Source organism: Methanospirillum stamsii (assembly GCF_003173335.1).
GTDB lineage: Archaea > Halobacteriota > Methanomicrobia > Methanomicrobiales > Methanospirillaceae > Methanospirillum > Methanospirillum stamsii.
On the sequence record NZ_QGMZ01000015.1, the window covers coordinates 85,850 to 107,561 of the forward strand.

Here is a 21,712-nt window from a genome sequence, read left to right on the forward strand (position 1 = left end):
AATGCCCGCCCTTACGACATCACTCTTTGTGCTATACTCGCCGCTTTGTACGGCTGAATCTAAGATTGCTATGTGCCTCTTAGGTAATCGGAACTGTTCTTGTTTCATCCGTTCCATGTCATTACATATGTAATTGTAATATATAAAATATGCGTCACATACGTAATTACATAAGTATTAAATACCTACATAAAGTTGAAACACAATTACTTTTGTAATATGGGGAAGACTCCAGCACCAAAAGGCGTAATTAAAGATACAATTCAAATTCGTTTGCCTGTTGAATCAATCGAGAAGATAGATTCCCTCATAAATGACGGGAAATATTCGTCGCGCTCTGATTTCATTAATCAGTTAGTGATTAAAGAATTATCAAATTCCAATGAATTATTATTAGAAAGGATGGATGACCCCGAAGTAAAAAAGAAGATTCAACAAATTTGTAAAGAGACCTTTGCACAGGTTTTTACTGATAAACATTAATTTTTCACTTTCGCCCTGCGCAAATCCCATTCCTTATTTACCTTGAGAACATTCTTTTTTTATGAGCGAGAATGACCCCACCATTACCGCTGAAAAATTGATTTCTTTTTTTGATTCTAAAGAAGGACGTCAATACATTTCCCAAAGAATTGGAGATTTATTTTATACAGAATTTTACCCTCAACCTTCAATCTGATTATTTAGTTTCAATTTAAAATTACTTATGTAATGCTTTTATAACAGTATTACATATGTAATATTGTGAAGTCAAATCTTACTTTTTCTTTAGACCATGATCTGAAAACCAGGTTTATTGATCAATGTAAATTGGCTGACGAAAAGCAAAGCCATGTTTTGGAAAAATTAATAGAAAAACATCTTAAGAAGGAATCCCGGTCCAAGCCTGGAAGCGAAGGGACCGCCAATCACGAAGTAGGTGATCAATAAATGTCAGATTCACAGATTCAAGTAATTAACGCACAGACCGAAGACAATTTAACTGGGCTAGTTATTGAGAGTAAGTCTTATCTTTATTGGCTCAGGGTTTACCAGGCTTTAGGACTTGAGCGCCACCATGCCCAAAAAGTCATATCACGACTAACAGAAGGTATTCATTTCAGGAAATTCTCTAAAGAGGATATAATCCAGTTATCTGAAACAGGTAACACCGTGTTACCAGTTGACCATCGGGCGAAATCGTTTGTGTTTTTAACTGCTGAAGGATTAAACAGGGCGATAATTGAGATCCGGACCAATGAGATGGATGATAAATTCATCGCAGCGAAAATTGATGAGAAGAAAGATTTAATCGCTAACATCTATACTCGGTATCAATCAGGTGAAACCCTCTCGAAAGCAACTGAACAACCGACTTTACCAGGAGATATTCTTGATGTTTATGCTCCGGTCGCTACGGTCCTAGAAGATCAAATGGCAATTGCTAACATTATGATAAAGGAAGGTGTTGAACCTGCTGTTGCAAAGTCTATGGCAATTTCTGTAACTGAGGAGATCACTCATTGTGGTAATGCCCTCACTCCCTGGAGACCACTAATTGCTGCAGACCCTTTCTTATCTGAACCTGCTCTTTTAACACCGACAGATATCGGAAAGGACCTTGGAGGTATGTCAGCAAGAACTGTTAATCAGATCCTGGTAAAACTTGGATTTCAAAAGAAGATAGGATCTGAATGGGTGCCCTCGCAGATAGGTAAGATGTATGCCCGGTTTGTCCCTCAGGAGATCCAGCATAACAGGGGCATGCTCCGGCACATGCAACTGAAATGGATTCCGGCAGTTATTGAAAAAGTGCGGGAAAAAATGTTTTATGAGCAGAAGGGACAAACCGGCCTGTTTATGGGAGAAGTGTCTGTATAATTTAATCCGATTTCTGATTTTCTTTTTCTTTCCTGATTTCTTCTCGGATAACAGCCCGCATCCCGTCACGGTGTAAGAATTCAATTACTGCCTGATTTATTATGTCTGCTTTAGATTCATATTGGCCGGAATTAATTAATTCATCCATTTTATCAAATATCGCCTGTGAAAAACGAACATTGATCTTTGGTTTTGACATTCCGATTAAATCTAAGAGTTTGTTCTTTATCCTGCTGTGCCCCCCCATAAGGGCCTTATAGGGCTGCGCATATAATTATACTTTTTTCAAGTCCCCCAATACTTCAAATATAATCTCCCTTAAGGTCGCCTTTTGTTTATCTGATATCTCATGGCTTTCGACCAGTGCAAATATCTTATTAACCGCTTCATCTACCGTATCTCTCCTTAATTCATCCTTGAATCTCTGATATTGTATTGCCTGTGAAATAACATCCGACCGGGAAATTCCGTTTCCATTCGCGACCTGCTCATCTAAATATTTTATTAGTGCTTCGGCCAGGGTGATTTTGATCTGTTTCCCTGACATTAGTATTACTTTTTTTATTATCTGTATAAATGTCTGTTTTTTGAGTTATGTTCAAAAATTTAGGTTTAATTTTACATGGGTAAAATCTGTCCCATTCAAGGGACACAATAGGGCCATATATGGGACATATGAGGGACACTTAAAGACCAAATTAAGGTCTAATTTTACCCTAATTTTAAATTTTACCTAATATTTACTGATTAATTTCGATGAGTTTATATTGTGGTGCACGTATTATTTATCATCCAATTTATGAAGGGGTCTGATGAAATCGTTGGTAGTTTGTCTTGATATGGGGACGTTTGATATCCCAATGTTTGAATCCACATTTGATATTGCATCACGGCAATATTACAAAAAATTGAGAAAATTAACTTCTCGTGCAAAGATTAAAGAAAAACGAAAGGTTAGAGAATTACGAGCAAATTTCAAAACAGAAGATTTTTTACTTGATTTGAGAGTTAAAAAAGTATAATTTTGATTAAAAGAGGATCTTATGTTTCGGGTCCACTCCGGAAGGAGTGAATTTAATCCCTAGTTTTTCCAGCATTTCTTCTGCCGTGTAATTCGCATCACACATTTTCAGGTCACGGGCACATTTGGCTTTAATCCAGTCTATAGGGTCGTACAAATTGCAGTCTCCGGTGTCTATGTTGAGAAAAACGCATTCACCCCCGTCCCAGGAGCAGCCCCGTGTTTTCCGTGATGGTTGGATGATGTTCATATTATCTGGTATGAGTAACTGCTTTTATTTTTGGAATAGAACGCTCTGCACCTAAAACAGTGGTGTAATCCTGTATACCATCAGCATATCCGTAAACTGTTATAATATCATCTTCGAGGATTCGTTCATTCGGAGATTTATAGTCAACGTAAATATCATCTTCAAACCATGAATCTTCAGAATATTCTGATTGCTTAGTAAACATCCTCAAATCAGTACTTCCAAACCCACTGATAACCTGACTAACTTTCCCTGTAATTTTTACAGGTTGCCCTTTATATTTTTCAGGATACCGTGCTAGTTCTTCATAGGAAATCATTTTTGCCGCAGTCATGATATTGATTGCGTTGACCGTTGGAGTGACAACAGGCGCTTTTGAAGTTGAAATAGAATTACTGTTTGAGGATTGGTAACTCCCAGACGATGTTGTTGAACCACTCATCCCTGCTGCAAATATTAGTATGAAAATAATGAAAAAAACTGCGAATGTTCCAACAACAATTTTCCCGAGGGGTAATTCAGATGATTGAGAAACATAATTGGGAGATCCATAACCAAGATTCTCCTCATAAATCTGCTGACGCTTCCAGGAATACAGCGGAAGAAGGATCCAGAATAGGATTAACAGAAGCATCCATTCCCACCCTTTCATTTTACCCCATAGGGAAGCGTCTGGATTCATCCCGGCGTTGATGGATTCTGCATCCCGCTTGATGTAATATGCACAGACAATAACTGCGAGGAATCCTACAACAGGGTTTGCAATTGCAAGAATCATCGGAATGATATATAGTGGAATTTGTAACCAATTCCGCTGATACCCGGAATATTCGCGTTTTTGAGTTTGTTTCGGTTCCGGAGCAGGTTTCTCATTTTCCCGGATTTTCCACCCTACAGGTCTCTTCTGATCGTTCTTCTCCCGGTTCTTCTCATACGTAGCATTGCCCGGATCCAGCATCAGGGCATTTTCAAAACAGGTTTCAGCGTCTTCATACTCTCCGGTCTTTGACAGGCAGATTCCCAGGGCATTCCAGGCTTTATGATTATTCTCATCCTGCTCAACCGCCTGGTGAAACTGTTCACAAGCTCCGGGAATGTCGCCGGACCTGAACAGTCTCATGCCCTCATCGAATGACATATGTTTCAATCGACTGCAGTCAGCATAAAGCTGCGGCACCATCCCCCGGACCAGGTGCGTGAACCTGCTTCCGGTCGCACCTCCGGAGAATTCACATTGTGAATTTCTCAATCTCTTCAATTTGAACTCTGATTTTCCCTCGATATGTAAAGTTCACAATTATTATAAGTAATTATTATATACTTATACGTGTAAGTATAACTTGTAACAGGTGAGAGAGATGAGCCAGGAAAAAATTGTAATCAACGAGGATGCAAGCGGAGAATGGACAGCACGGGTATACGATGGAACAATGAGAGTGTTCCTGAAACAACACATCAAATCAAAGAGAGCAGCATGGGCAGCAGTCCGGAAGTTCCAGAAAGAACAGCAGGAAATGATTGAAAACGGAGAACTTCTCGAACTCATCTAATTTTTTAGGAAGTGGAAAAAATGGTAACAAAAACAACAATGAAGAAACTCGAAGCACAGGGATTCACAATGAAAAACCTCCAAGCAAGCTGGGAAACATTCGAAAAAGAAGGATGGACATACCAGGACTGGGATAAAATGATGAAAGTCAGGGCAGAAAACCCCTGAATAAATTCTTAGGAAGTAAAAATAATGTTCACAAACGAATTCAATAAAATTATGAACGCTGCAAAGGAACAGGGCATGAACACGGCATTGTTAGAAGATACCTGGGAGTTGCTCGAATCTGAGGGATGGGGGCACATAACTATCGTGAACATGATGTGGAAAAAGATTGAATTAAAACAATACTAAATTTTTGAGAATTATGACATCAGACAAACCAATGGGACGACCCCGAAAAAACCCAGTCCTGACCGATGACCAGGGCAATAAATATATTGAGTCTGTTGTAAAAACCCAGGGCAAGACCTCAGGAGGAGTTTATCTCCCGGCATCGTGGGTAGGCCACCGGGTCCGGGTCACACTCCTGGATTAGCGTTTGGACATCGCCGCTTCTATTGCAGATATCCGACGAGCCTGCTCTTCTCTCTCTCTCATCTCTGATTGTAATTGCTGCTGCAACCTCATATTTTCAGATGCCAACGACCTGCTAAACTCAGCCTGGCTCTGTAGGTCGGCTTTGATGGCAGGCAGGTTTTCAGGCGACGACAAAGAAACCAGGTGGCAGGCTTTGTCATATTCTGCCTGCAGTTGTTCAACCGAGTACCGCCGGTATGCCCCGGACAGGTAGCCTTCATGGCCGGCCAGGGCTTCGACCATCTCGGCAGGCATGGCCGTTTTTAGCTGCGAAATAAAATACCGCCGTATGGAATGAGACGTTATAGTTGCCCGGTGTGTGTCAGGATCACGAACCAGCAGTCCGGCTTTCTCAAGTGCCCTGGTGTACACCTCCTGTATATTGCTGTTTGTCACCGGGACCAGCCGGGCATCGTCCCTGGTCTTTGGTCTGACTGTGTTGCTCTTTTTGCAGGCAATTTCCAGAAACGTGTCACGGTATGCAAGCCACTCATTCAAAATAAATAACGCCTCTTCTGTAAGAAACGTTATTCTCTCTTTCTGGTTCTTCGTGGTCTTTCGTTTCTGATTTGACCGCCTGACATAGACAATCCGGTTCTCAAGATCGACATCTTCTGGCAACAGTCCGAGGACCTCCCCGAGTCTCATACCGGTTGCCATCTGGATGACCAGAGCGACCCGACCGATTCGGGTTAAGTGTTCATACCATTTTTTTATTTCTTCATGAGTGAGAATATGATCTTTAGTTATTACCCGCCTCTTCTCGATTGACCCTTTAATGGCCTCAAGTTTTCGTTTTGAGATGACAATGTCATTGAGTTCAAGCCACATGATCACAACCGACAGATGTGTGTTCATCGTGTTCGGGCTGAATGAGTCAGCAACGAATGAAGCGAACCGGAGCAGATCCGAAAAATAATTTTGGTCAGTGCTGATGTATTCACTACTCATACGATCCATCTCATTGAGGTGTTCAGCAGATCTGCTCTGCCCCGTGTATGGCCTGCCAGACAGGCACTCGAAGAACAGACATACTGACTGACGATACTGTCGTTGTGTCCCCGGAGTCCTTCGGGAGTTGGTAAATTGAAGAAGCGTAAGTTTGTCTGATCCCATGTAACATCACAACGTCGACTTCATTAAAATCGAAGTTTTCACATCCATGGATATCATATCACCCTTTCTGATATTGAAATAGTATTGTCAGGAGAGATCTTCAGATAGATAAAGAGAACCAGGATCTCTATGTTTATATGTTAAAAAAAGAACTCACCCGGTCACCTCGAACACTGAAAAACCCTGGTTTCCGATACAGTATATAACAAAAAGCCGGATATCCGCTTCCGGATACTCATGCCTGAGTCCTTCTGCATACCCCCGGATCTGAAGGGTATCTTCTTCCCGGACGGTGAACTCTTTAAGAGACGTCTTCATCCCGGCCCATTCAGTATTTGAGAAATATTTGAACTCAATAATCCATCGAAGCCCGGCAAACTTCTCATTGAACTTACCGACAAATTCTAGATCTGTCCGGCCTTTTGGATAAGACCGCTTCACATTCCAGACAAACCAGGTGGAGAGAAACCAAAAAATGATACTCTTTCTGTACAAACAATTGTGAGGAACAGGTGTTCGAGACTAAAGATATCCCTCCATCTTTCAGAACCGACCTCAGTGGTACTGAGAAAGCTACGGTAAAATCATGGGTCGATAACTCGGATCCTTTCAACTTTGCATTAAGAGGGATCACTGAGCATCCGTTTTTCAATGGAGATCAAAAGGCGATTGATGCTGCCCTGGTGTCTGCAGGAATACTTTCAGAAATTATCGATAAGTCAGAATTACAACAAGCGTATCCCGTTACTCGTGGGTTGGGGCAATATGATGTTGACCAGGTTAAAACTGCTCTGAAAGAAAAAGAGAAACTAGGGTACTCTCCCTTAATATCAGATGCAGGGTTTATTGCAGTAACTTTCGACGATAAAGTTTCACTTGATTACTCTGAACCTGATGATAATGAAGAATATTATATTCTAAAGTCTTATTTAGTGAAGGGAAGTAAGGCGTTATTTATCGGGAATCATAATGATTTCACCAAACGAGTAGAATCAGATATACTTCTGCAGAAGGGAAGTAGTTATTATATTGTTGAAGAAGATATTGTGGTAATAACTGATGAGACCGGTCGTGAACGACTTGTCCATTATATTGATATCGCTTTTATAAAGGAATGAAAAAATGAGACGTGATGGGTATCGTTTTGTTTCACCTCCCGGGGCGCTGCGGCTTACTGGGAGAAGAATTAAGATTACCGAAGAGGACAAAAAATTAGTCGAACTTATGCGAGCAGATTTACAAGAAAAATATGGTAAAATCCTCTCGAAAGATGAAGTTGATCAGTTCCGGAATAAACACCGAATTACTCACTAATATCTCCCATCTTTTCCCGCCCATTGATGAAGATTGCATAACTCTCTCAAAAGATACTCTTTCCCTACAGGAAATCTATCAAACCATATAACCAAAGCTTTCCCAATAAATAATCAGTACAATATATCGCGTTAGGTAAACTTACAATTCTCTCCTTATATCTTCATTTTTCTATTGCTTTTGTATCACAGGGCAGTAATGTACGTTGAAACTGGTTGACACATTGATAAGTGATCCTAATCAGCCTCACCCGGTCACCTCAAACACAGAAAAACCCTGATTCCCGATACAGTATATTACAAACAGCCGGATATCCGCTTCCGGATATTCATGCCGGAGTCCTTCTGCATATCCCCGGATCTGAAGGGTATCCTCTTCCCGGACGGTGAACTCTTCCAGAGACGTTTTCATCCCGGCCCATTCAGTATTTGAGAAATATTTGAACTCAATAATCCATCGAAGCCCGGCAAACTTCTCATTGAACTTACCGACAAATTCTAGATCTGTCCGGCCTTTTGGATAAGATCGTTCGACATTCCAGACAAACCAGGTGGAGAGGTACCGGCTGCAGAGCTCAAAAAAAGTCGTCCGGTAAAAGTTCTCATTCACCTGGGAAAAAATCGCTTCAGGCAGCTGACTCACGTAGAGACGCCAGTAATCGGAGAAGAGCCGGGAAAGATCCGGTTTATTTACAAATCCCTGCATCATAGAGGCATACCTGGTCGATACATCAATCGTGTTCAGTTCATTAAAATACTCAGTTACTATCTTTCGAATATTCAAATTTGGAAGGGTGAGTAGGAATTGATCTTTCCGGGTAAGAATACCAAGATAATACAGGGATATCGGATAATACTGCGGATTAAAGAACTGGTTGAGATTAAACTTTGAGACAAGATATTCGTCATCATATGAGACATCCCCAGATGTCAGAAGGGTGGATACCATCTCTTCAGTTGTTTCGCGTCTGCTTGTTATCCGCTGAATCCATGAGAGATCAGTCCTCAAATTTAGGTCAGTCAGGGTCTTAGGAATAATGCCCTGGGAGCAGAACTGAGTGAGGAAGAACATGAGCATCGTTGAGTTATAGACCGCTTCTGTCTTTGTGGAGACGAAATGGTAGCCATTGTACTGACTCTTTACAACTTCATGGACCTGTTTTTGCGTTTCCAGATCAAACTGATAATCCTCATATAACATATCAAGAAGAACGGAAACCTCAGTATCAGTAAACCCAAGCATATGTTCAAAGACCGGATCCAGAGTGATAAATGAAGCAATATTATAACTCGAAGTCAGATCATCGATAGCTATCGGAAGCACTCCGGTGATGAATACATTCGCAACAGCACCGGTCTGTCGTCCTTCCTTGAGAACCTTAAAGAAAGTCCGGAGAAAACTATCCCCTGATGTTATCTCCTCATACAGATGATCCTGGTGAGAGGTAATATATTGGTTGACAAAATTGTCATACTCATCGATGATTACATACACCTGTGGAGAACCGGTTTTCTGCAGATACCCAAGCCAGAGGGAGAGGGCAGTTGAGGCTTTTTCATCAGCGGCGAATTCAGGTGTGGACTGCATATAATCAGGATATAAGTACTTTGTCTCCAGAATCCGGCCGGTGCAATGGCGGTTAAATGCATATTCTGTATCATTGAGATCATCTGATACCGCTATAACAGAGAAATCAAATTTTAAAACAATATATTGGTTATGTGTTTCGGTTGGATTCTTTCCAATCCAGGTATGCCCGAACAACTCATCAAACCGATAACCCTCATGAAGATCATAATAATACTGCAGCATCGAGCAGAATAGGGACTTTCCAAACCTACGGGGACGAAGAAAAACAGGATTTTGCACCCCCTCAAGCCGCTCAATATATCTGGTTTTGTCGATGAAATATCCTTTCTTCTGGACCATCTCTGCATAATTCATGATCCCATAGGGGACTCGTCTCTCCATTCCTTTCTCCCTGTGTTTTGTATCCTTCTCCTGAATAATAAATCACCTGCCCTATCGTTTAGTTAATGAAGAGACTGAAAGAATGCCATCAGATCTCTCAATCCAAATGAGAAACTCACCCGGTCACCTCAAACACAGAAAAACCCTGGTTCACGATACAGTATATTACAAACAGCCGGATGTCCGCTTCCGGATACTCATGCCTGAGTCCTTCTGCATACCCCCGGATCTGAAGGGTATCTTCTTCCCGGACTGTGAACTCTTCCAGAGATGTCTTCATCCCGGCCCATTCAGTATTTGAGAAATATTTGAACTCAATAATCCATCGAAGCCCGGCAAACTTCTCATTGAACTTACCGACAAATTCTAGATCTGTCCGGCCTTTTGGATAAGACCGCTTCACATTCCAGACAAACCAGGTGGAGAGGTACCGGCTGCAGAGCTCAAAAAAAGTCGTCCGGTAAAAATTCTCATTCACCTGGGAAAAAATCGCTTCAGGCAGCTGACTCACGTAGAGACGCCAGTAATCGGAGAAGAGCCGGGAAAGATCTGGTTTCCTGATGAAACCCTGCATCATCTCCTTATATCTCTCCTGTCCAGGGTCAATATGGAAGACCTCATTAAAGTACTCAACTGCTATCTCTTTCATCGAGAGATTTGGAACCTTCAGATCAAACTCATCCTTTCTGGTAAGGAGACCAAGGTAAAAGAGCGAGACCGGATAAAAAGCAGGTTCGAAGAATTCATGCATATTAAATTGTGAAACGAGTGCCTTCCGGTTAAAAGGAATTGATTCATCAGTTGTCAGCTGAAAGACCAGCTCACGGGTATTCTCCTCATTACCTCCGGTCAGTCTTCGTATCCATGTGAGGTCAGTCCTCATATTCAGGTCAAAGAGATCCGCAGGAATGGTTTTGTTCTCACTGAGCTGGCGAAGAAAGAACATGAGCATGGTCGGATTATACACCGCTTCAGAATCAGGATTCACAAAATGATACCCATCATACTGATTCTTTATCAGATCATTCACCTCCCCCCGTGTGACTTGATCAATATAAAAATCCTGATATATCGTATCGACCAGTTCAGATACTTCAGCCTGGGTAAACCCAAGCATGTGCTCAAAGCTCGGATCAAGTGTTAGAAAAGATGCAATATTATAACTCGAAGTCAGATCATCGATAGCTATCGGAAGCACCCCGGTGATGAATACATTCGCAACAGCACCGGTTTGTCGTCCTTCCTTGAGAACTTTAAAGAAAGTCCGGAGAAAACTGTCCCCTGATGTTATCTCCTCATACAGATGATCCTGGTGAGAGGTAATATACTGGTTTACAAAGTTGTCATATTCATCGATGATAACATATACCTGGGGAGCACCGGTTTTCTGAAGATAACCAAGCCAGAGGGAGAGAGCAGTTGAGGCTTTTTCATCAGGGGCGAATCCAGGTGCGGACTGCATATAATCAGGATATGAGTACCATGACTCCAGAATCCGGCCGGTACAATGGCGGTTAAATGCATATTCAGTATCGTTGAGATCATCTGATACCGCTATAACAGAGAAATCAAACTTTAAAACAATATACTGATTATGATTCTGTGTTGGATTCTTTCCAATCCAGGTATGCCCGAACAGCTCATCAAACCGATAAGCTTTTTTGAGATCATAATAATATGCAAGCATCGAGCAAAGCAGGGACTTGCCAAACCTACGGGGACGAAGGAACACAGGGTTTTTTACCCGCTCCAACCGGGCAATAAACGGAGTTTTATCGATGAAATATCCATTTTCCATCACCAGTTCAGCATAATTCATGATCCCATAGGGGACTCGTCTCTCCATTCTCTTTCACCCGGATTGATAATCTTTCGTCTTTAAGATATTTAGCAGCCATGATTGAAAATGAAGAGAGGTTTCTCATCCCCACTTATGCAACAGACATAATAGAGCCCAATAAAAAATCCCGAATATTTAATTATTAATATTTATTAACATTAATTAAATATATTTACCTAAACCTTGCTGTACACCAATTGCATTTACGTTAAAATATCCAATGTATAGTCTGCTTTACTTAAAAAAACCTCATAAACAAATATTTATAATCACAAGACTACCTCGTATTGCATGATCGGTAGATTATCTATTGGAGTCATTGCTCTTGTGCTGGGAGCAATACTTCTATGTGGGGTAGTATCAGCAGAAAAGGTTGATACTCTTGGAGAACACAGTGCAGACCGCCTTCTTATCGCGACAACCACCAGTCTTGATGCAACCGGGCTTCTTGATCTTCTCGAAGAGAAATTCAAGGAAGATACTGGTGTAACCGCAGAACATGTTGCAAAAGGGACAGGAATATCTCTTCAAATAGCACGGGACTGCAATGCTGACATCGTCATGGTCCATGACCGGGTCGCAGAAGATGCCTTTATTGATGAGGGATTCGGAGCAGACCGCCGTGTCTTCGGGTACAACTACTTCCTTCTTGTTGGACCGGAAAATGACCCGGCAAAGGTTACCGGACTGAATGGAACAGCTGCCTTTATGGCCATAGAGAAGGCAACTGCAGAGGATCCTAGCGTTGTTTTCGTATCCCGTGGAGATAACTCCGGAACCCATTCACGTGAGAAACTTCTCTGGAAATGGGGCGGATATGACTATGCAGATATCAACTCATCAGAATGGTACCGTGAAGCAGGTTTAGGAATGGGCGAAACCCTGACCATGACAGAAGAGCTTCAGGGATACACCCTTTCAGATTCTGCATCATGGGGAACCTACGAGAGCAACCTCTCACTAGTACCGCTGGTTGAGAATGACGAGAAATTCCTGAATGTCTACGCAGTCATGCGTGTATCTGACGAGAAATGCCCGGATGTAAACACTGATGCTGCAAAGAAGTGGATAAACTTCATGATCAGTGATGAAGTCCAGGATATTCTCTCTACGTACGGTGTGGAAAAGAACGGCGTTCCATACTTCAGCCCAGGACGCGGAAGTGCAGAGGTCATGGGTGTAACTGACGAAGAGACAAAGGACCCTGTGGTATAACCCACACATTCTTTTCTTTTCTCAATAATATTCTAATATGAATGATCTGCTCACCGGAGTCGAGACCGCATTTAATTTGATTCTTGCAGCAGATCCTGAAGTTCTCACAATAACGCTTACAACGCTCCGGATTACATTCACATCAGTCCTCATCGGCACCCTTATTTCAATTCCCCTTGGGGCTGCTATTACCTTCAGGGAATTTTGGGGTAAAAAAACTCTGATTAGTATTATTCAAACCCTGTATGCATTACCGACGGTCATTGTGGGTCTGCTCTGTTACATGATTCTTTCTCGTTCGGGCCCTCTTGGAGATTTAAAATGGCTTTTTACCCCTAATGGGATGATCTTCGGCCAGACGATTCTTATCATACCAATAATGGCAGGTCTTACCATTGCAGCCCTTCAGGCGATTGATCCGATTATTACCGACACCATCAGATCTCTTGGTGCCACCCGGTTTCAGTTTTTAAAAAGTCATCTTCGTGAGGCACGGTTCGCCATAATGGCAGCAATTATCGTAGGGTTTTCACGAGCCATCTCGGAGGTCGGAACTGCCATCATGATAGGCGGTAATATTAAGGGTCACACCCGGGTGTTGACGACCGCAATCTCACTTCAGACATCAATGGGAAATTTCAATCTTTCCCTGGCCCTTGGCATCATTCTCCTCGCCATTGCACTCATAATCAATCTGATAATGGGATTTGTTCAGAACAGGTAGATGTAGATATGATTGAAATTCAGGATATCGTAAAGGATTTTGATGGCAATATGGTGCTTACCGGCGTTACCGAGACCATCCAAAGGGGAGAGATATTTGCCATTATCGGCCCTTCCGGACAGGGTAAGACAACTCTGCTTCGTATCCTGGGACTTCTTCTGAAACAGACATCTGGCCGGATTCTCTTTGAGGGTAAACCCATTTCGCAGATTTCTGATTCAGACCCCATCAGAAGAAGGTTCGGGATGGTCTTTCAAAGTCCGGTTGCATTTAAGGACTCGGTATATCATAATATTGCACTTGGCCTTCGATATCGGGGGTTTTCAAAAGAAGTGATTCGGGAAAAAGTCCTACAAAAACTTGATGAGATTGGTCTTACCGGATATGAAAACCGGAAGGCCACCACACTTTCCGGCGGTGAAAAGCAACGGGTATCTCTGGCACGGGTGATGGTCACCGGACCAGATGTCCTCATCCTTGACGAGCCGACTGCCAACCTGGACCCGGTCTCGACTGAAGTCATCGAAGATCTCATCAGGCATTACAATAAAAAACTTGGAACTACGGTTATTTTATCCACACACGATCTGATGCAGGGACAACGGCTGGCTGACCGGGTCGCGGTCATGATGAACGGGCGGTTTATCCAGTCCGGACCAATTTTTGATGTATTTACCCGGCCCTGTTCAGAGGATGTGGCTAAATTCATCGGGATTAGTAATGTTCTTTCCGGAAAAATCATCAGAAAAGAAGAGGGTATGTCGGTCATTCTGGTTGATGGGATAGAGATTCATGCTATTGCAGAAGAGGCTGTCGGGACACGGGTAAAGATTGCAATTAGACCGGAGGAGATTACTCTTCATACCGGCCCTGACCGGTGGAGTAGTGCCAGAAATATCCTCTTTGGAGTTGTTGAAGCGGTCAGACCATTTGGTATTATCAGTCTTATCAGTGTAAAAACCGGAGATTTAATCCTGTCAGTCCAGGTGACATGGCAGTCAATAAAAGAACTTGACCTTAAACCAGGAGTCCAGGTTACCCTGTCATTTAAAGCCCCTTCAGTTCATATCATGCCGGACGAGAATTCTCATGCCTGTTAGTGATATACCTTTCCGGACACATATCCTCTCCGAACTTGCAGGGTGTGCAGGGAATTTCGGAACTGTTCTCCCTCTTCTTTTTGCCGTATCTGTAGCAAGCGGGATGCACCTCTCACTGATGCTTCTCTCTGCCGGGATTTGGTATATCATCAGCGGACTCTATTACCGGATTCCAGTCCCGATAGAGCCATTAAAAGCGGTTGGTGCAATTGCCATCGCCGAACACATCACTCCCCAGATGATAGCTGCATCCGGAATTCTTACCGGAGCCATCTGTCTGGTTATAGGTATGTGCGGATTCATGAACCGGATTCAGAAAATTATCCCTGGACCGGTTATCCGGGGTGTGCAGCTCGGACTTGCCCTAATCCTGGTAAAAAGTGCAATCCCCGGATTTATTATACCAGACATCCCATTTGCAATTGTATCGGGAATAATCGTGGTACTTTTCTTTCTGGCCGCCAGGCATTACAGAACGACAGATTTTTCAGCACTTATCATTATTACAGCCGGATTTGTTCTGGCCGTATTTACCACCGGTTTTCATGGAACTCCATCATTTCCGGTGCCGGAACTGGTTATCCCAGAGATACATGATTTTTACACTGCACTTATAGTGCTTATACCCCCCCAAATCCCTCTTACCCTGACCAATGCAATCCTTGCAACATCACTTCTTATCACAGACCTTTTTAAAAAGGATGTCAATCCGGACAGACTTTGTAAAACTGTCGGCATTATGAGTGTGAGCTCTTCGCTGTTTGGCGGATTTCCGATGTGTCATGGAGCAGGGGGACTTGCAGCACATTACCGTTTTGGAGCCAGGACCGGACTGTCACTGGTATTTGGCGGGCTATTACTCATCGTCATAGCAGGTATCTGTACCTTTCCGGATATTGTATCAGCACTCCCAAAAGGTATGTTCGGTATCCTGCTTGTTGTGGTTGCGATTGAACTGGCACGACATGGTCTGAAGACAACTGACCGGATTGTATCCGGAATAATCGCCGTCCTTTCCATTCCTTTTGGTCTTGCCATTGCCTTTGTTGCCGGATTTGTCTTTGCCTGGGGATTACAGTACCACAAAAAAGGGTTGAAAAATTGATGATTATCACTATATCCGGCATTTATGGTCAAACCACCATTTCATCCCGACAATAGAGACAATAAATAATCCGGTAACGCCATTGGCACAAGTTACCGGAATATCATGATTAATAAGTCCATAGATCATCCAGAGAAATACCCCGACGAGAAGTAAAAATAACAGCCCCCATGAGAGGTCATGAGCAGATCGGCATTTCCATGTCTTTAAAACCTGGGGAAGGAATGCAAGAGTGGTGCAAAATCCGGCAATATATCCGATGTAAAGAAGCATATCCATATTATTAATCGCACCCATCTACAAAAAAGATAGGAGATTCTTTTTATTGTAATCAAAAAAATGATTATTCTGCCCGGATAATCGTACCAATCTTTTCTCCGTTGATTGCACGGGTTATCATACCGGGTTTGTGACCATTCACAATCTGAATCTGTTTCACATTCCGGCATTCAAGCATCAACTCGATGAGTTTGCGTTCAATTACCAGATCCTCCATGTTCATTGCAATAAGTTCACTTGCGGAGATATCCGGAATCAGTTTTGCGTCAGGATATTTGAATGGGTGCTTGTCATAGAGTCCGTCTACATTTTTCGCAAGAATACAGCTTCGAGCACCGAGCACCTCAGCAGCTAAAAAGGCTCCAGTATCTGTCCGGTGCGGCGGGATACCTCCATTGGTCCGCTCTGACGGATGCTCATACAAACTATAGGGAGGAGTCCCATGGGTAACCGGAAGAGCGCCCATTCCAAGGAGGGTCGGAATTTCAAGGAGATCGCTGGTATGAATCCGTTTTGCTTTAAAGGGAGCGAGCAGGGTTGCCATCATGATAGCATTTTGTTCAGATATTTTGCTGGTCAACTCTGCAAGTACACCGGTTGGCATCCCAAGATCAAGCCCGATATCCATGATATGCCTGACCCTGACACCACCTCCGGTGATGAGTAATAACTTATGATTATTTGAGAGGGCACCAAGTTCTTCCACCAAAGGAAGGACAACATCACGACCATAATCTATGATTCCATGCCCGCCAATTTTTACTACATTCAGTTCAGGAACAATGCGCATCAGGGGACGGCTTGTATATCGGTCAAATAAGCCTTTTCTTACCAGGGTTTCTCCCTGAAGTTTGTTTGCTATTTCGTGTCTTTCGAGCATGGGTCACCAGAATAACATATATATACGTGAAGAGTGTATAGATATGTTGTTGAAAACCAATTGGTATATCAGATGGATCTTATACCAACTGGTTGCGAGGTGGTAAGAATGAAAATCTTTGTTCGTGAAAGACAAAAAGTAGGGGCTGGCGTAAAACAACCCAAATATCGAATCGTCGCAGTGACCGGAGGCCAAATCCAAATCGTAGCAACTCATTTCAGAAAGACCGAACTTGAGATGATTGCAGCGGAAGTCGGGGCAGAAATCGTCTGGCTTTCACCGGTACCTGACGACCAGAAGAAAAAACACTAATTCTTTTTCATGTATCCTTATCTGTTCTGAAAACTAACGCTGTTTCTATGGTATCGCTTTCAATAGAAGGCCTTTTTGAATCTGCAGTAAAAATTTTTCTATTCGAAGATAATGCAGTAAATATCACATTTTCTAAAGACGGAGTACATATCAGGTTTCCAACAACCAGAAGGCTTGCTGAATATCTCGAAGTTCCCCATTATTATATCCTCCCGTACTTTGCCATGATGGAAGAACAGGAACTAGTGACAAGGGCAGAGCGTATTGGTATCCTAACGACCAACAAAGGAACATGTAAAATTGTTGAGGTCATGCAGACCCTTCATCCGGAAGAAAGTTCAGGAATTCTTGGAAAGACTATTTTTGATGAGATAATAAGAATAACAAAACAGCAGGAATAGGACGAGGAAAAATTTTTTTTACATTCCATAACTTTTCCAAGCAGGAAATACCATGACATTATACATTTCCATCGATGACACCGACATGCCGGACAGCCCGGGGACCGGACGGCTTGCCAGACAGATTGTTGAGCAATTAGGAAAAAAATATAAAATTACCGCAATAACCCGACATCAACTCTTTGTTCATCCGGATATACCATACACATCTCATAACAGTGCAGCGGCAATTTCGATACATGATGTTCCGGAAGATACTCTGGAGAATTTGTTTGAAGAAGTTACTTTTATTGTAAAAAGCGAGGCCGCCAAAGGGAGTGATCCCGGCGTTTGTATGGCTCATGTCAGTCAGATAAATCCTGCAGTTGTCCTGTTTGGAAAAGATGCAAAGTCCATGATTTTAACACAGGAGCAGGCATTATCCATCGCAGAATATTCCAATATTCGTCTGGTCGGACTTGATGGTACAAAAGGGGGCATTATCGGAGCTCTTGCTGCAGTCGGACTTGCTGCAAGTGGATCCGATGGCAGGTATATCCATATCGGCACTATCAGAAACCTGCATGGTGAGGCAGAAATTTCTGATATCAAGGCAGCAGGCATACCCGATATTATCTCAGTTGATGGAAAACCTGTTCAAAGTGGTAAAATTCTATTCAGAAAATTTCCTCAGCCGGTAAGAATCCAGGGAAGTCCTGTTCTTCTTGTCAGGGAGAATGAGGGATCCTGGATTGTAGAACGAAGAGATTAACCCTTTTTTCAATTCTTACATCCTTAAATAGAACCAGCACAATCTCTCCTATGTATGGTCTGGTCTGCTGGTGATCATGAAGACTGACTGCTTCGGTAATGTAGAAGATCATCATAATCCAGGCCGGCGAATTCAAAGATCAGATGTAAATATTCCTGTGAAATACAGGATTATTTCCAAGTCTTTTGGAGACATAGGTGAGAAGAGTATGAAAGACCTGTATGAGAAGATGATTCGGGAAGCAATGGCTGCCCAGAAAGCTGATGTTGAAACGATTAAGAAGAAACGCGGAACTGCATTCAAACTTACCGATGCAAAAGTATACCTTGATGCAGTTTCGGAAATGAAAGCAATTGGAAAACAAAGTCAGTCAGTCATCGACTTACATAAGGAATCAGTAAAAGCGCATTATACTATTCTGTCAAAACTTGCAAAAACTGTCCGGCCTGAAGATGATCCCTTTGTCGAGCATTACCAGACCCCGGTAATTCTGGAAATTTTGTATGAAAAAGATCCTTCGTTTAAAAAGAGTGTCACCGAATTTATCGCCCAGATAAAAAAGAGTGAGAGCATTATCGGTCTTGAATCTACCCGGAGGTATGGGGGATTTTACGGACCTACCTGTGTTGTGGACTTTGCATTAGTTCCCGGAAGTACCAGTAATGTCGTGAACCAGATTTTACGTAAGACTAACATTCCGGATGATCATAAAAAGGCTATCCTTGCTGCAAAATCATGGGGTATGAACACCAGTTATGGTGTCGGTGATGTATTTGCCCATGCCATCGAAGGTGGAGAAACTCTTACAACCGCGGTAAAAAAAGAGATAGAGATGCTCAGTGCCATTTATGACCACCCGGTCAAGGCACAGGCAGACCTCATGGACAGTGTAGGCCAGTCCTCATTTGATGTCCGTAAATATATGGATGAATATAAAACAGCCATGCTTCCGGTGGTTGAAGCAGCAATCAAGGACAAGGTCCATTATGCAAACATTGTGACCATTCCTGCTTATTGTGTCGGAGATGTTGCCCATCATATCGCCCAGTCTACCTATAATATGTGCAAGGATGACATGGTCATGGGAATTATCGAGGCAGTCACCGATGTAATCGAAAAGAGTCTGCTTGCATCTGTCACCAAATTCAAGACTCCCGAACAACTTCTGTCTCTTGCAACCGGAGCAAGTGCTGCAGCAACCGAGTATATTCTTGAACTTGACGGGTTTAATGCCCTGATGATAATTGATCTCCTGACAAAGAGGTACCATAATTATGTCCAGCTCTATCCAAAACGTGGAGCAGCAGCTGAACTTCATAATTGTGACTTTATGGATATGATCTTCCGTGGATGGAATATCATGGACCGGGCTCGAAAACTCCGGAATGGAAGCGGAAAAGAGATGAAAGTCACCGTCTCCGGGCTTCCAGTGGATCTTTCACCGGTACTCACCCATGAGATTATTAATAATCCCCAGTGGTATGCATATCCTGCCTGTGCCATCACTGTCCGGATGTCTGCTCTTATGAGATTATCCGATTATCCCTGTCTGCTGACCAGTGAACCAATCACCGCAACGCTCATGACAAACATCATAGCTCTGAAAAAAGATGTTGCGGCAGCTCCGGCCAGGATATGTAAAGGCTGTGCATCGGCCTCCTGTGTAGATTTCAGACATGAATACTGTCAGTACCGTGAAGCGGTATGAGGTAGCAGGTATGAAATGTTATGTCTGTGCAAAAGCCGGAAAAGATACAGAAGCGGTAGGAATCTGCATCGTCTGTGGTATGGGTCTTTGTATGGAGCATGCTATCCGCGAAGATACCCAGGTCTGGGAGGGGGGATATCCCTTCCCGGCTACAAAGACGAAAGGAAAAATTCCCCGGATTTTGTGCGAAGAGTGCAGGACAGCACTAAAGAGGTAAAGAGATGGTAACTCTAGTAAAACGGGCAGTTGCTGAATGTATCGGGACCTTGTTTCTGGTTTATTTTGGTGCCGGAGCAGCGGTTATTACCCTTATGATTGCCTCCGGGGAGAAGACATCCACACCATTTAATGTAGGCATCGGAGCTCTTGGGGGTCTTGGAGACTGGATTGCCATCGGGCTTGCATTTGGTATTACCATCGCAGCGGTTATCTACGGACTTGGAAGGGTTTCAGGAGCACACATCAATCCGGCGGTCAGTATCGCCCTCTGGGCGACGAAAAGGTTTCCAACCGGAGACATGGTCTATTACGTATTTGCCCAGATTATCGGTGCATCGCTTGGAAGTCTTCTCTTTGCCGCCTCGGTCGGTATGGATGCAGTAACCATCGGAGGTCTTGGAGCAACAACTCCTTTTCCGGGAATATCCTACCTGCAGGCAATTGGAGTTGAATTCATCGGAACATTTCTCCTGATGACCGCCATCATGGGAGCAGCAGTTGACCGGAATGCAACACCTGGATTTGCCGGAATTGTGATTGGTCTGACCGTTGCCGGGATCATAACTACTTTAGGGAATATTTCAGGTGCATCTCTGAATCCGGCAAGAACCTTTGGTCCGTACCTGGGAGATCTGCTTCTTGGCGGTTCAAATCTCTGGGGATTTTTCCCGATTTATGTAATTGGTCCGGTCCTTGGTGCAGTTTGTGCGGCTCTTTTTTATGACTGGGTGTCTAAAGAAGAATAATTTTTTTTTCGGATGAACAAAAAAATTAACATTTTATATAGCATTGGCCTTGAGGGCCTTCATAACAACACTGAAAAGGTGGACTCCAAAAATTTTCAGGAGTTTTATCCATTATTTCAAGATAGAGAGCAGTCAGGTTTGTTTTTCTTTCAATTGCTGCATCAAGCTCTCCCTGTTCACTGGAGAAGGGTTTGAGAAGTTCTCCGGAATAATACTCCAGGGGGTGTGCACGGAAGGTAATGGTATTTACTTTTGTATCAATAGAGAGATTGACTATCTCAACCATTGATGCCACCTTTCCATCAGAACCTCTCAGGATAAGTGCTGCATCCATCGGGAACGATTCATTGACAAGATGCTTTGTCCCAGCCAAAAAATGTTCATCTTCATCAATGATTGTGCAAAATGGAATGATATCCTGAACGGTTATCTCATACATGCCATCTGTCCCTTCCACAATACTACTCTCCCCACCCTGCACATAAACCAGGTATCCGGTGGGTTCAGCAGCACCGGAGAAACATATGAAAGAAATCAGAAGAAATAAGCCAAATAGTCCTTTCAGCCAGTATTCACTCATTGCCTTTACTATGATTGTGAAAGGTCAAAAATCTGATGTTATGGACTTATTATCATAATCGATGGATCGATACAGGGGAGTTTCACAGGTTAATATGATTCTATCAATTGGGAACAAAGAACCCTAACGTTACCCTCATTTATCCATCCATATTTCGGGTATTTTTACATTTAAACCTCATATAATCAATAT

General features: G+C 42.9%; 29 protein-coding genes. 18 read left to right on the top strand and 11 right to left on the bottom strand.

All coding sequences use genetic code 11. From position 1 onward, the window contains the following. Positions 1-219: 219 nt before the first annotated feature. Both DLD82_RS08080 and DLD82_RS08090 read left to right on the top strand, forming a co-directional pair. Positions 220-483, top strand: coding sequence for a ribbon-helix-helix domain-containing protein (locus DLD82_RS08080; protein ID WP_109940608.1), 264 nt, complete (start codon positions 220-222; stop codon positions 481-483). Between the two features lie 447 nt (positions 484-930). Continuing rightward, positions 931-1,860, top strand: coding sequence for a zinc-binding metallopeptidase family protein (locus tag DLD82_RS08090; RefSeq protein ID WP_109940610.1), 930 nt, complete (start codon positions 931-933; stop codon positions 1,858-1,860). A gap of 1 nt (position 1,861) precedes the next feature. Here DLD82_RS08090 and DLD82_RS08095 read toward each other — a convergent pair whose 3' ends face one another. Both DLD82_RS08095 and DLD82_RS08100 read right to left on the bottom strand, forming a co-directional pair. Then, on the bottom strand, positions 1,862-2,059 hold the full coding sequence (locus tag DLD82_RS08095) for a ribbon-helix-helix domain-containing protein (protein WP_109940611.1): 198 nt from the start codon (positions 2,057-2,059) through the stop codon (positions 1,862-1,864). Positions 2,060-2,134: 75 nt separating this feature from the next. Next, positions 2,135-2,407: a ribbon-helix-helix domain-containing protein gene (locus tag DLD82_RS08100; RefSeq protein ID WP_109940612.1), complete on the bottom strand. Its 273-nt coding sequence runs from the start codon at positions 2,405-2,407 to the stop codon at positions 2,135-2,137. 265 nt (positions 2,408-2,672) lie between these two features. On the opposite strand from DLD82_RS08100, the gene DLD82_RS08105 reads away from it, so the two are divergent. Continuing rightward, on the top strand, positions 2,673-2,882 hold the full coding sequence (locus DLD82_RS08105) for a hypothetical protein (protein ID WP_109940613.1): 210 nt from the start codon (positions 2,673-2,675) through the stop codon (positions 2,880-2,882). A gap of 6 nt (positions 2,883-2,888) precedes the next feature. Here the strand turns inward: DLD82_RS08105 and DLD82_RS18925 are convergent, their stop codons facing one another. Further along, on the bottom strand, positions 2,889-3,131 hold the full coding sequence (locus DLD82_RS18925; RefSeq protein WP_109940614.1) for a hypothetical protein: 243 nt from the start codon (positions 3,129-3,131) through the stop codon (positions 2,889-2,891). A gap of 1 nt (position 3,132) precedes the next feature. After that, the gene (locus tag DLD82_RS08115; protein ID WP_181391323.1) at positions 3,133-4,269 is read right to left on the bottom strand and encodes a tetratricopeptide repeat protein; all 1,137 of its coding nucleotides are present in this window, start codon (positions 4,267-4,269) and stop codon (positions 3,133-3,135) included. A gap of 220 nt (positions 4,270-4,489) precedes the next feature. Here DLD82_RS08115 and DLD82_RS08120 point away from each other — a divergent pair, with 220 nt between their 5' ends. Genes DLD82_RS08120 through DLD82_RS08125 form a run of 4 tightly spaced genes read left to right on the top strand, consistent with a single transcriptional unit; the run spans position 4,490 to position 5,218 of the window. Then, positions 4,490-4,681 (top strand): hypothetical protein, encoded by a 192-nt coding sequence (locus DLD82_RS08120; RefSeq protein ID WP_109940616.1) that lies wholly within the window; start codon positions 4,490-4,492, stop codon positions 4,679-4,681. 20 nt (positions 4,682-4,701) lie between these two features. Next, on the top strand, positions 4,702-4,848 hold the full coding sequence (locus DLD82_RS18540; RefSeq protein WP_181391324.1) for a hypothetical protein: 147 nt from the start codon (positions 4,702-4,704) through the stop codon (positions 4,846-4,848). 51 nt (positions 4,849-4,899) lie between these two features. Next, positions 4,900-5,034 (top strand): hypothetical protein, encoded by a 135-nt coding sequence (locus DLD82_RS19325; RefSeq protein ID WP_281267995.1) that lies wholly within the window; start codon positions 4,900-4,902, stop codon positions 5,032-5,034. A 13-nt stretch (positions 5,035-5,047) separates the two neighbouring features. Further along, positions 5,048-5,218, top strand: coding sequence for a DUF2080 family transposase-associated protein (locus DLD82_RS08125; RefSeq protein WP_219968318.1), 171 nt, complete (start codon positions 5,048-5,050; stop codon positions 5,216-5,218). On the opposite strand, the gene DLD82_RS08130 is transcribed toward DLD82_RS08125, so the two are convergent. Both DLD82_RS08130 and DLD82_RS08135 read right to left on the bottom strand, forming a co-directional pair. After that, entirely contained in the window at positions 5,215-6,375 is a 1,161-nt protein-coding gene (locus DLD82_RS08130; protein WP_109940618.1) for a tyrosine-type recombinase/integrase, read from the bottom strand. The genes DLD82_RS08125 and DLD82_RS08130 overlap by 4 nt on opposite strands. Before the next feature lie 153 nt (positions 6,376-6,528). Next, entirely contained in the window at positions 6,529-6,870 is a 342-nt protein-coding gene (locus DLD82_RS08135; RefSeq protein WP_109940619.1) for a PD-(D/E)XK nuclease domain-containing protein, read from the bottom strand. 17 nt (positions 6,871-6,887) lie between these two features. On the opposite strand from DLD82_RS08135, the gene DLD82_RS08140 reads away from it, so the two are divergent. Beyond that, positions 6,888-7,493, top strand: coding sequence for a hypothetical protein (locus tag DLD82_RS08140; RefSeq protein WP_109940620.1), 606 nt, complete (start codon positions 6,888-6,890; stop codon positions 7,491-7,493). A 442-nt stretch (positions 7,494-7,935) separates the two neighbouring features. Here the strand turns inward: DLD82_RS08140 and DLD82_RS08150 are convergent, their stop codons facing one another. Together DLD82_RS08150 and DLD82_RS08155 are read right to left on the bottom strand one after the other, a co-directional pair. Next, a complete protein-coding gene (locus tag DLD82_RS08150) occupies positions 7,936-9,660 on the bottom strand; it encodes an ATP-binding protein (protein ID WP_109940622.1) in 1,725 nt (574 codons plus the stop codon). Between the two features lie 115 nt (positions 9,661-9,775). Beyond that, the gene (locus DLD82_RS08155) at positions 9,776-11,506 is read right to left on the bottom strand and encodes an ATP-binding protein (protein ID WP_109940623.1); all 1,731 of its coding nucleotides are present in this window, start codon (positions 11,504-11,506) and stop codon (positions 9,776-9,778) included. Positions 11,507-11,791: 285 nt separating this feature from the next. Here DLD82_RS08155 and DLD82_RS08160 point away from each other — a divergent pair, with 285 nt between their 5' ends. Genes DLD82_RS08160 through DLD82_RS08175 form a run of 4 tightly spaced genes read left to right on the top strand, consistent with a single transcriptional unit; the run spans position 11,792 to position 15,644 of the window. After that, the gene (locus tag DLD82_RS08160) at positions 11,792-12,715 is read left to right on the top strand and encodes a substrate-binding domain-containing protein (RefSeq protein ID WP_109940624.1); all 924 of its coding nucleotides are present in this window, start codon (positions 11,792-11,794) and stop codon (positions 12,713-12,715) included. 37 nt (positions 12,716-12,752) lie between these two features. Then, complete coding sequence (locus DLD82_RS08165; protein WP_109940625.1) at positions 12,753-13,439, top strand: ABC transporter permease; 687 nt, start codon at positions 12,753-12,755, stop codon at positions 13,437-13,439. An 8-nt stretch (positions 13,440-13,447) separates the two neighbouring features. Then, on the top strand, positions 13,448-14,539 hold the full coding sequence (locus DLD82_RS08170) for an ABC transporter ATP-binding protein (RefSeq protein WP_109940626.1): 1,092 nt from the start codon (positions 13,448-13,450) through the stop codon (positions 14,537-14,539). After that, on the top strand, positions 14,529-15,644 hold the full coding sequence (locus tag DLD82_RS08175; RefSeq protein WP_109940627.1) for a putative sulfate/molybdate transporter: 1,116 nt from the start codon (positions 14,529-14,531) through the stop codon (positions 15,642-15,644). Before DLD82_RS08170 ends, DLD82_RS08175 begins: the two co-directional genes overlap by 11 nt. Positions 15,645-15,653: 9 nt before the next feature. Here the strand turns inward: DLD82_RS08175 and DLD82_RS08180 are convergent, their stop codons facing one another. Both DLD82_RS08180 and DLD82_RS08185 read right to left on the bottom strand, forming a co-directional pair. Beyond that, positions 15,654-15,923, bottom strand: coding sequence for a SemiSWEET family sugar transporter (locus tag DLD82_RS08180; RefSeq protein ID WP_109940628.1), 270 nt, complete (start codon positions 15,921-15,923; stop codon positions 15,654-15,656). A gap of 64 nt (positions 15,924-15,987) precedes the next feature. Next, on the bottom strand, positions 15,988-16,803 hold the full coding sequence (locus DLD82_RS08185; protein ID WP_109940629.1) for an amino acid kinase family protein: 816 nt from the start codon (positions 16,801-16,803) through the stop codon (positions 15,988-15,990). Between the two features lie 108 nt (positions 16,804-16,911). Between DLD82_RS08185 and DLD82_RS08190 the strand changes: the two genes are divergently transcribed. The 6 genes from DLD82_RS08190 to DLD82_RS08215 all read left to right on the top strand — a co-directional run bounded on the left by DLD82_RS08190 (position 16,912) and on the right by DLD82_RS08215 (position 20,940). Further along, positions 16,912-17,115, top strand: coding sequence for a hypothetical protein (locus tag DLD82_RS08190; RefSeq protein WP_109940646.1), 204 nt, complete (start codon positions 16,912-16,914; stop codon positions 17,113-17,115). Positions 17,116-17,162: 47 nt separating this feature from the next. Then, positions 17,163-17,516 carry a hypothetical protein gene (locus DLD82_RS08195; protein WP_109940630.1) on the top strand — a complete coding sequence of 118 codons (354 nt, stop codon included), beginning with the start codon at positions 17,163-17,165 and terminating at the stop codon, positions 17,514-17,516. Positions 17,517-17,568: 52 nt separating this feature from the next. Then, complete coding sequence (locus DLD82_RS08200) at positions 17,569-18,267, top strand: ABC transporter substrate-binding protein (RefSeq protein ID WP_109940631.1); 699 nt, start codon at positions 17,569-17,571, stop codon at positions 18,265-18,267. Positions 18,268-18,475: 208 nt separating this feature from the next. Next, positions 18,476-19,975, top strand: coding sequence for a DUF2193 domain-containing protein (locus DLD82_RS08205; protein ID WP_109940647.1), 1,500 nt, complete (start codon positions 18,476-18,478; stop codon positions 19,973-19,975). A gap of 10 nt (positions 19,976-19,985) precedes the next feature. Further along, the gene (locus tag DLD82_RS08210; RefSeq protein ID WP_109940648.1) at positions 19,986-20,192 is read left to right on the top strand and encodes a DUF2180 family protein; all 207 of its coding nucleotides are present in this window, start codon (positions 19,986-19,988) and stop codon (positions 20,190-20,192) included. A 4-nt stretch (positions 20,193-20,196) separates the two neighbouring features. Further along, positions 20,197-20,940 (top strand): MIP/aquaporin family protein, encoded by a 744-nt coding sequence (locus DLD82_RS08215; RefSeq protein WP_109940632.1) that lies wholly within the window; start codon positions 20,197-20,199, stop codon positions 20,938-20,940. Between the two features lie 25 nt (positions 20,941-20,965). On the opposite strand, the gene DLD82_RS08220 is transcribed toward DLD82_RS08215, so the two are convergent. Continuing rightward, entirely contained in the window at positions 20,966-21,520 is a 555-nt protein-coding gene (locus tag DLD82_RS08220; RefSeq protein WP_109940633.1) for a hypothetical protein, read from the bottom strand. Between the last annotated feature and the right edge of the window lie 192 nt (positions 21,521-21,712).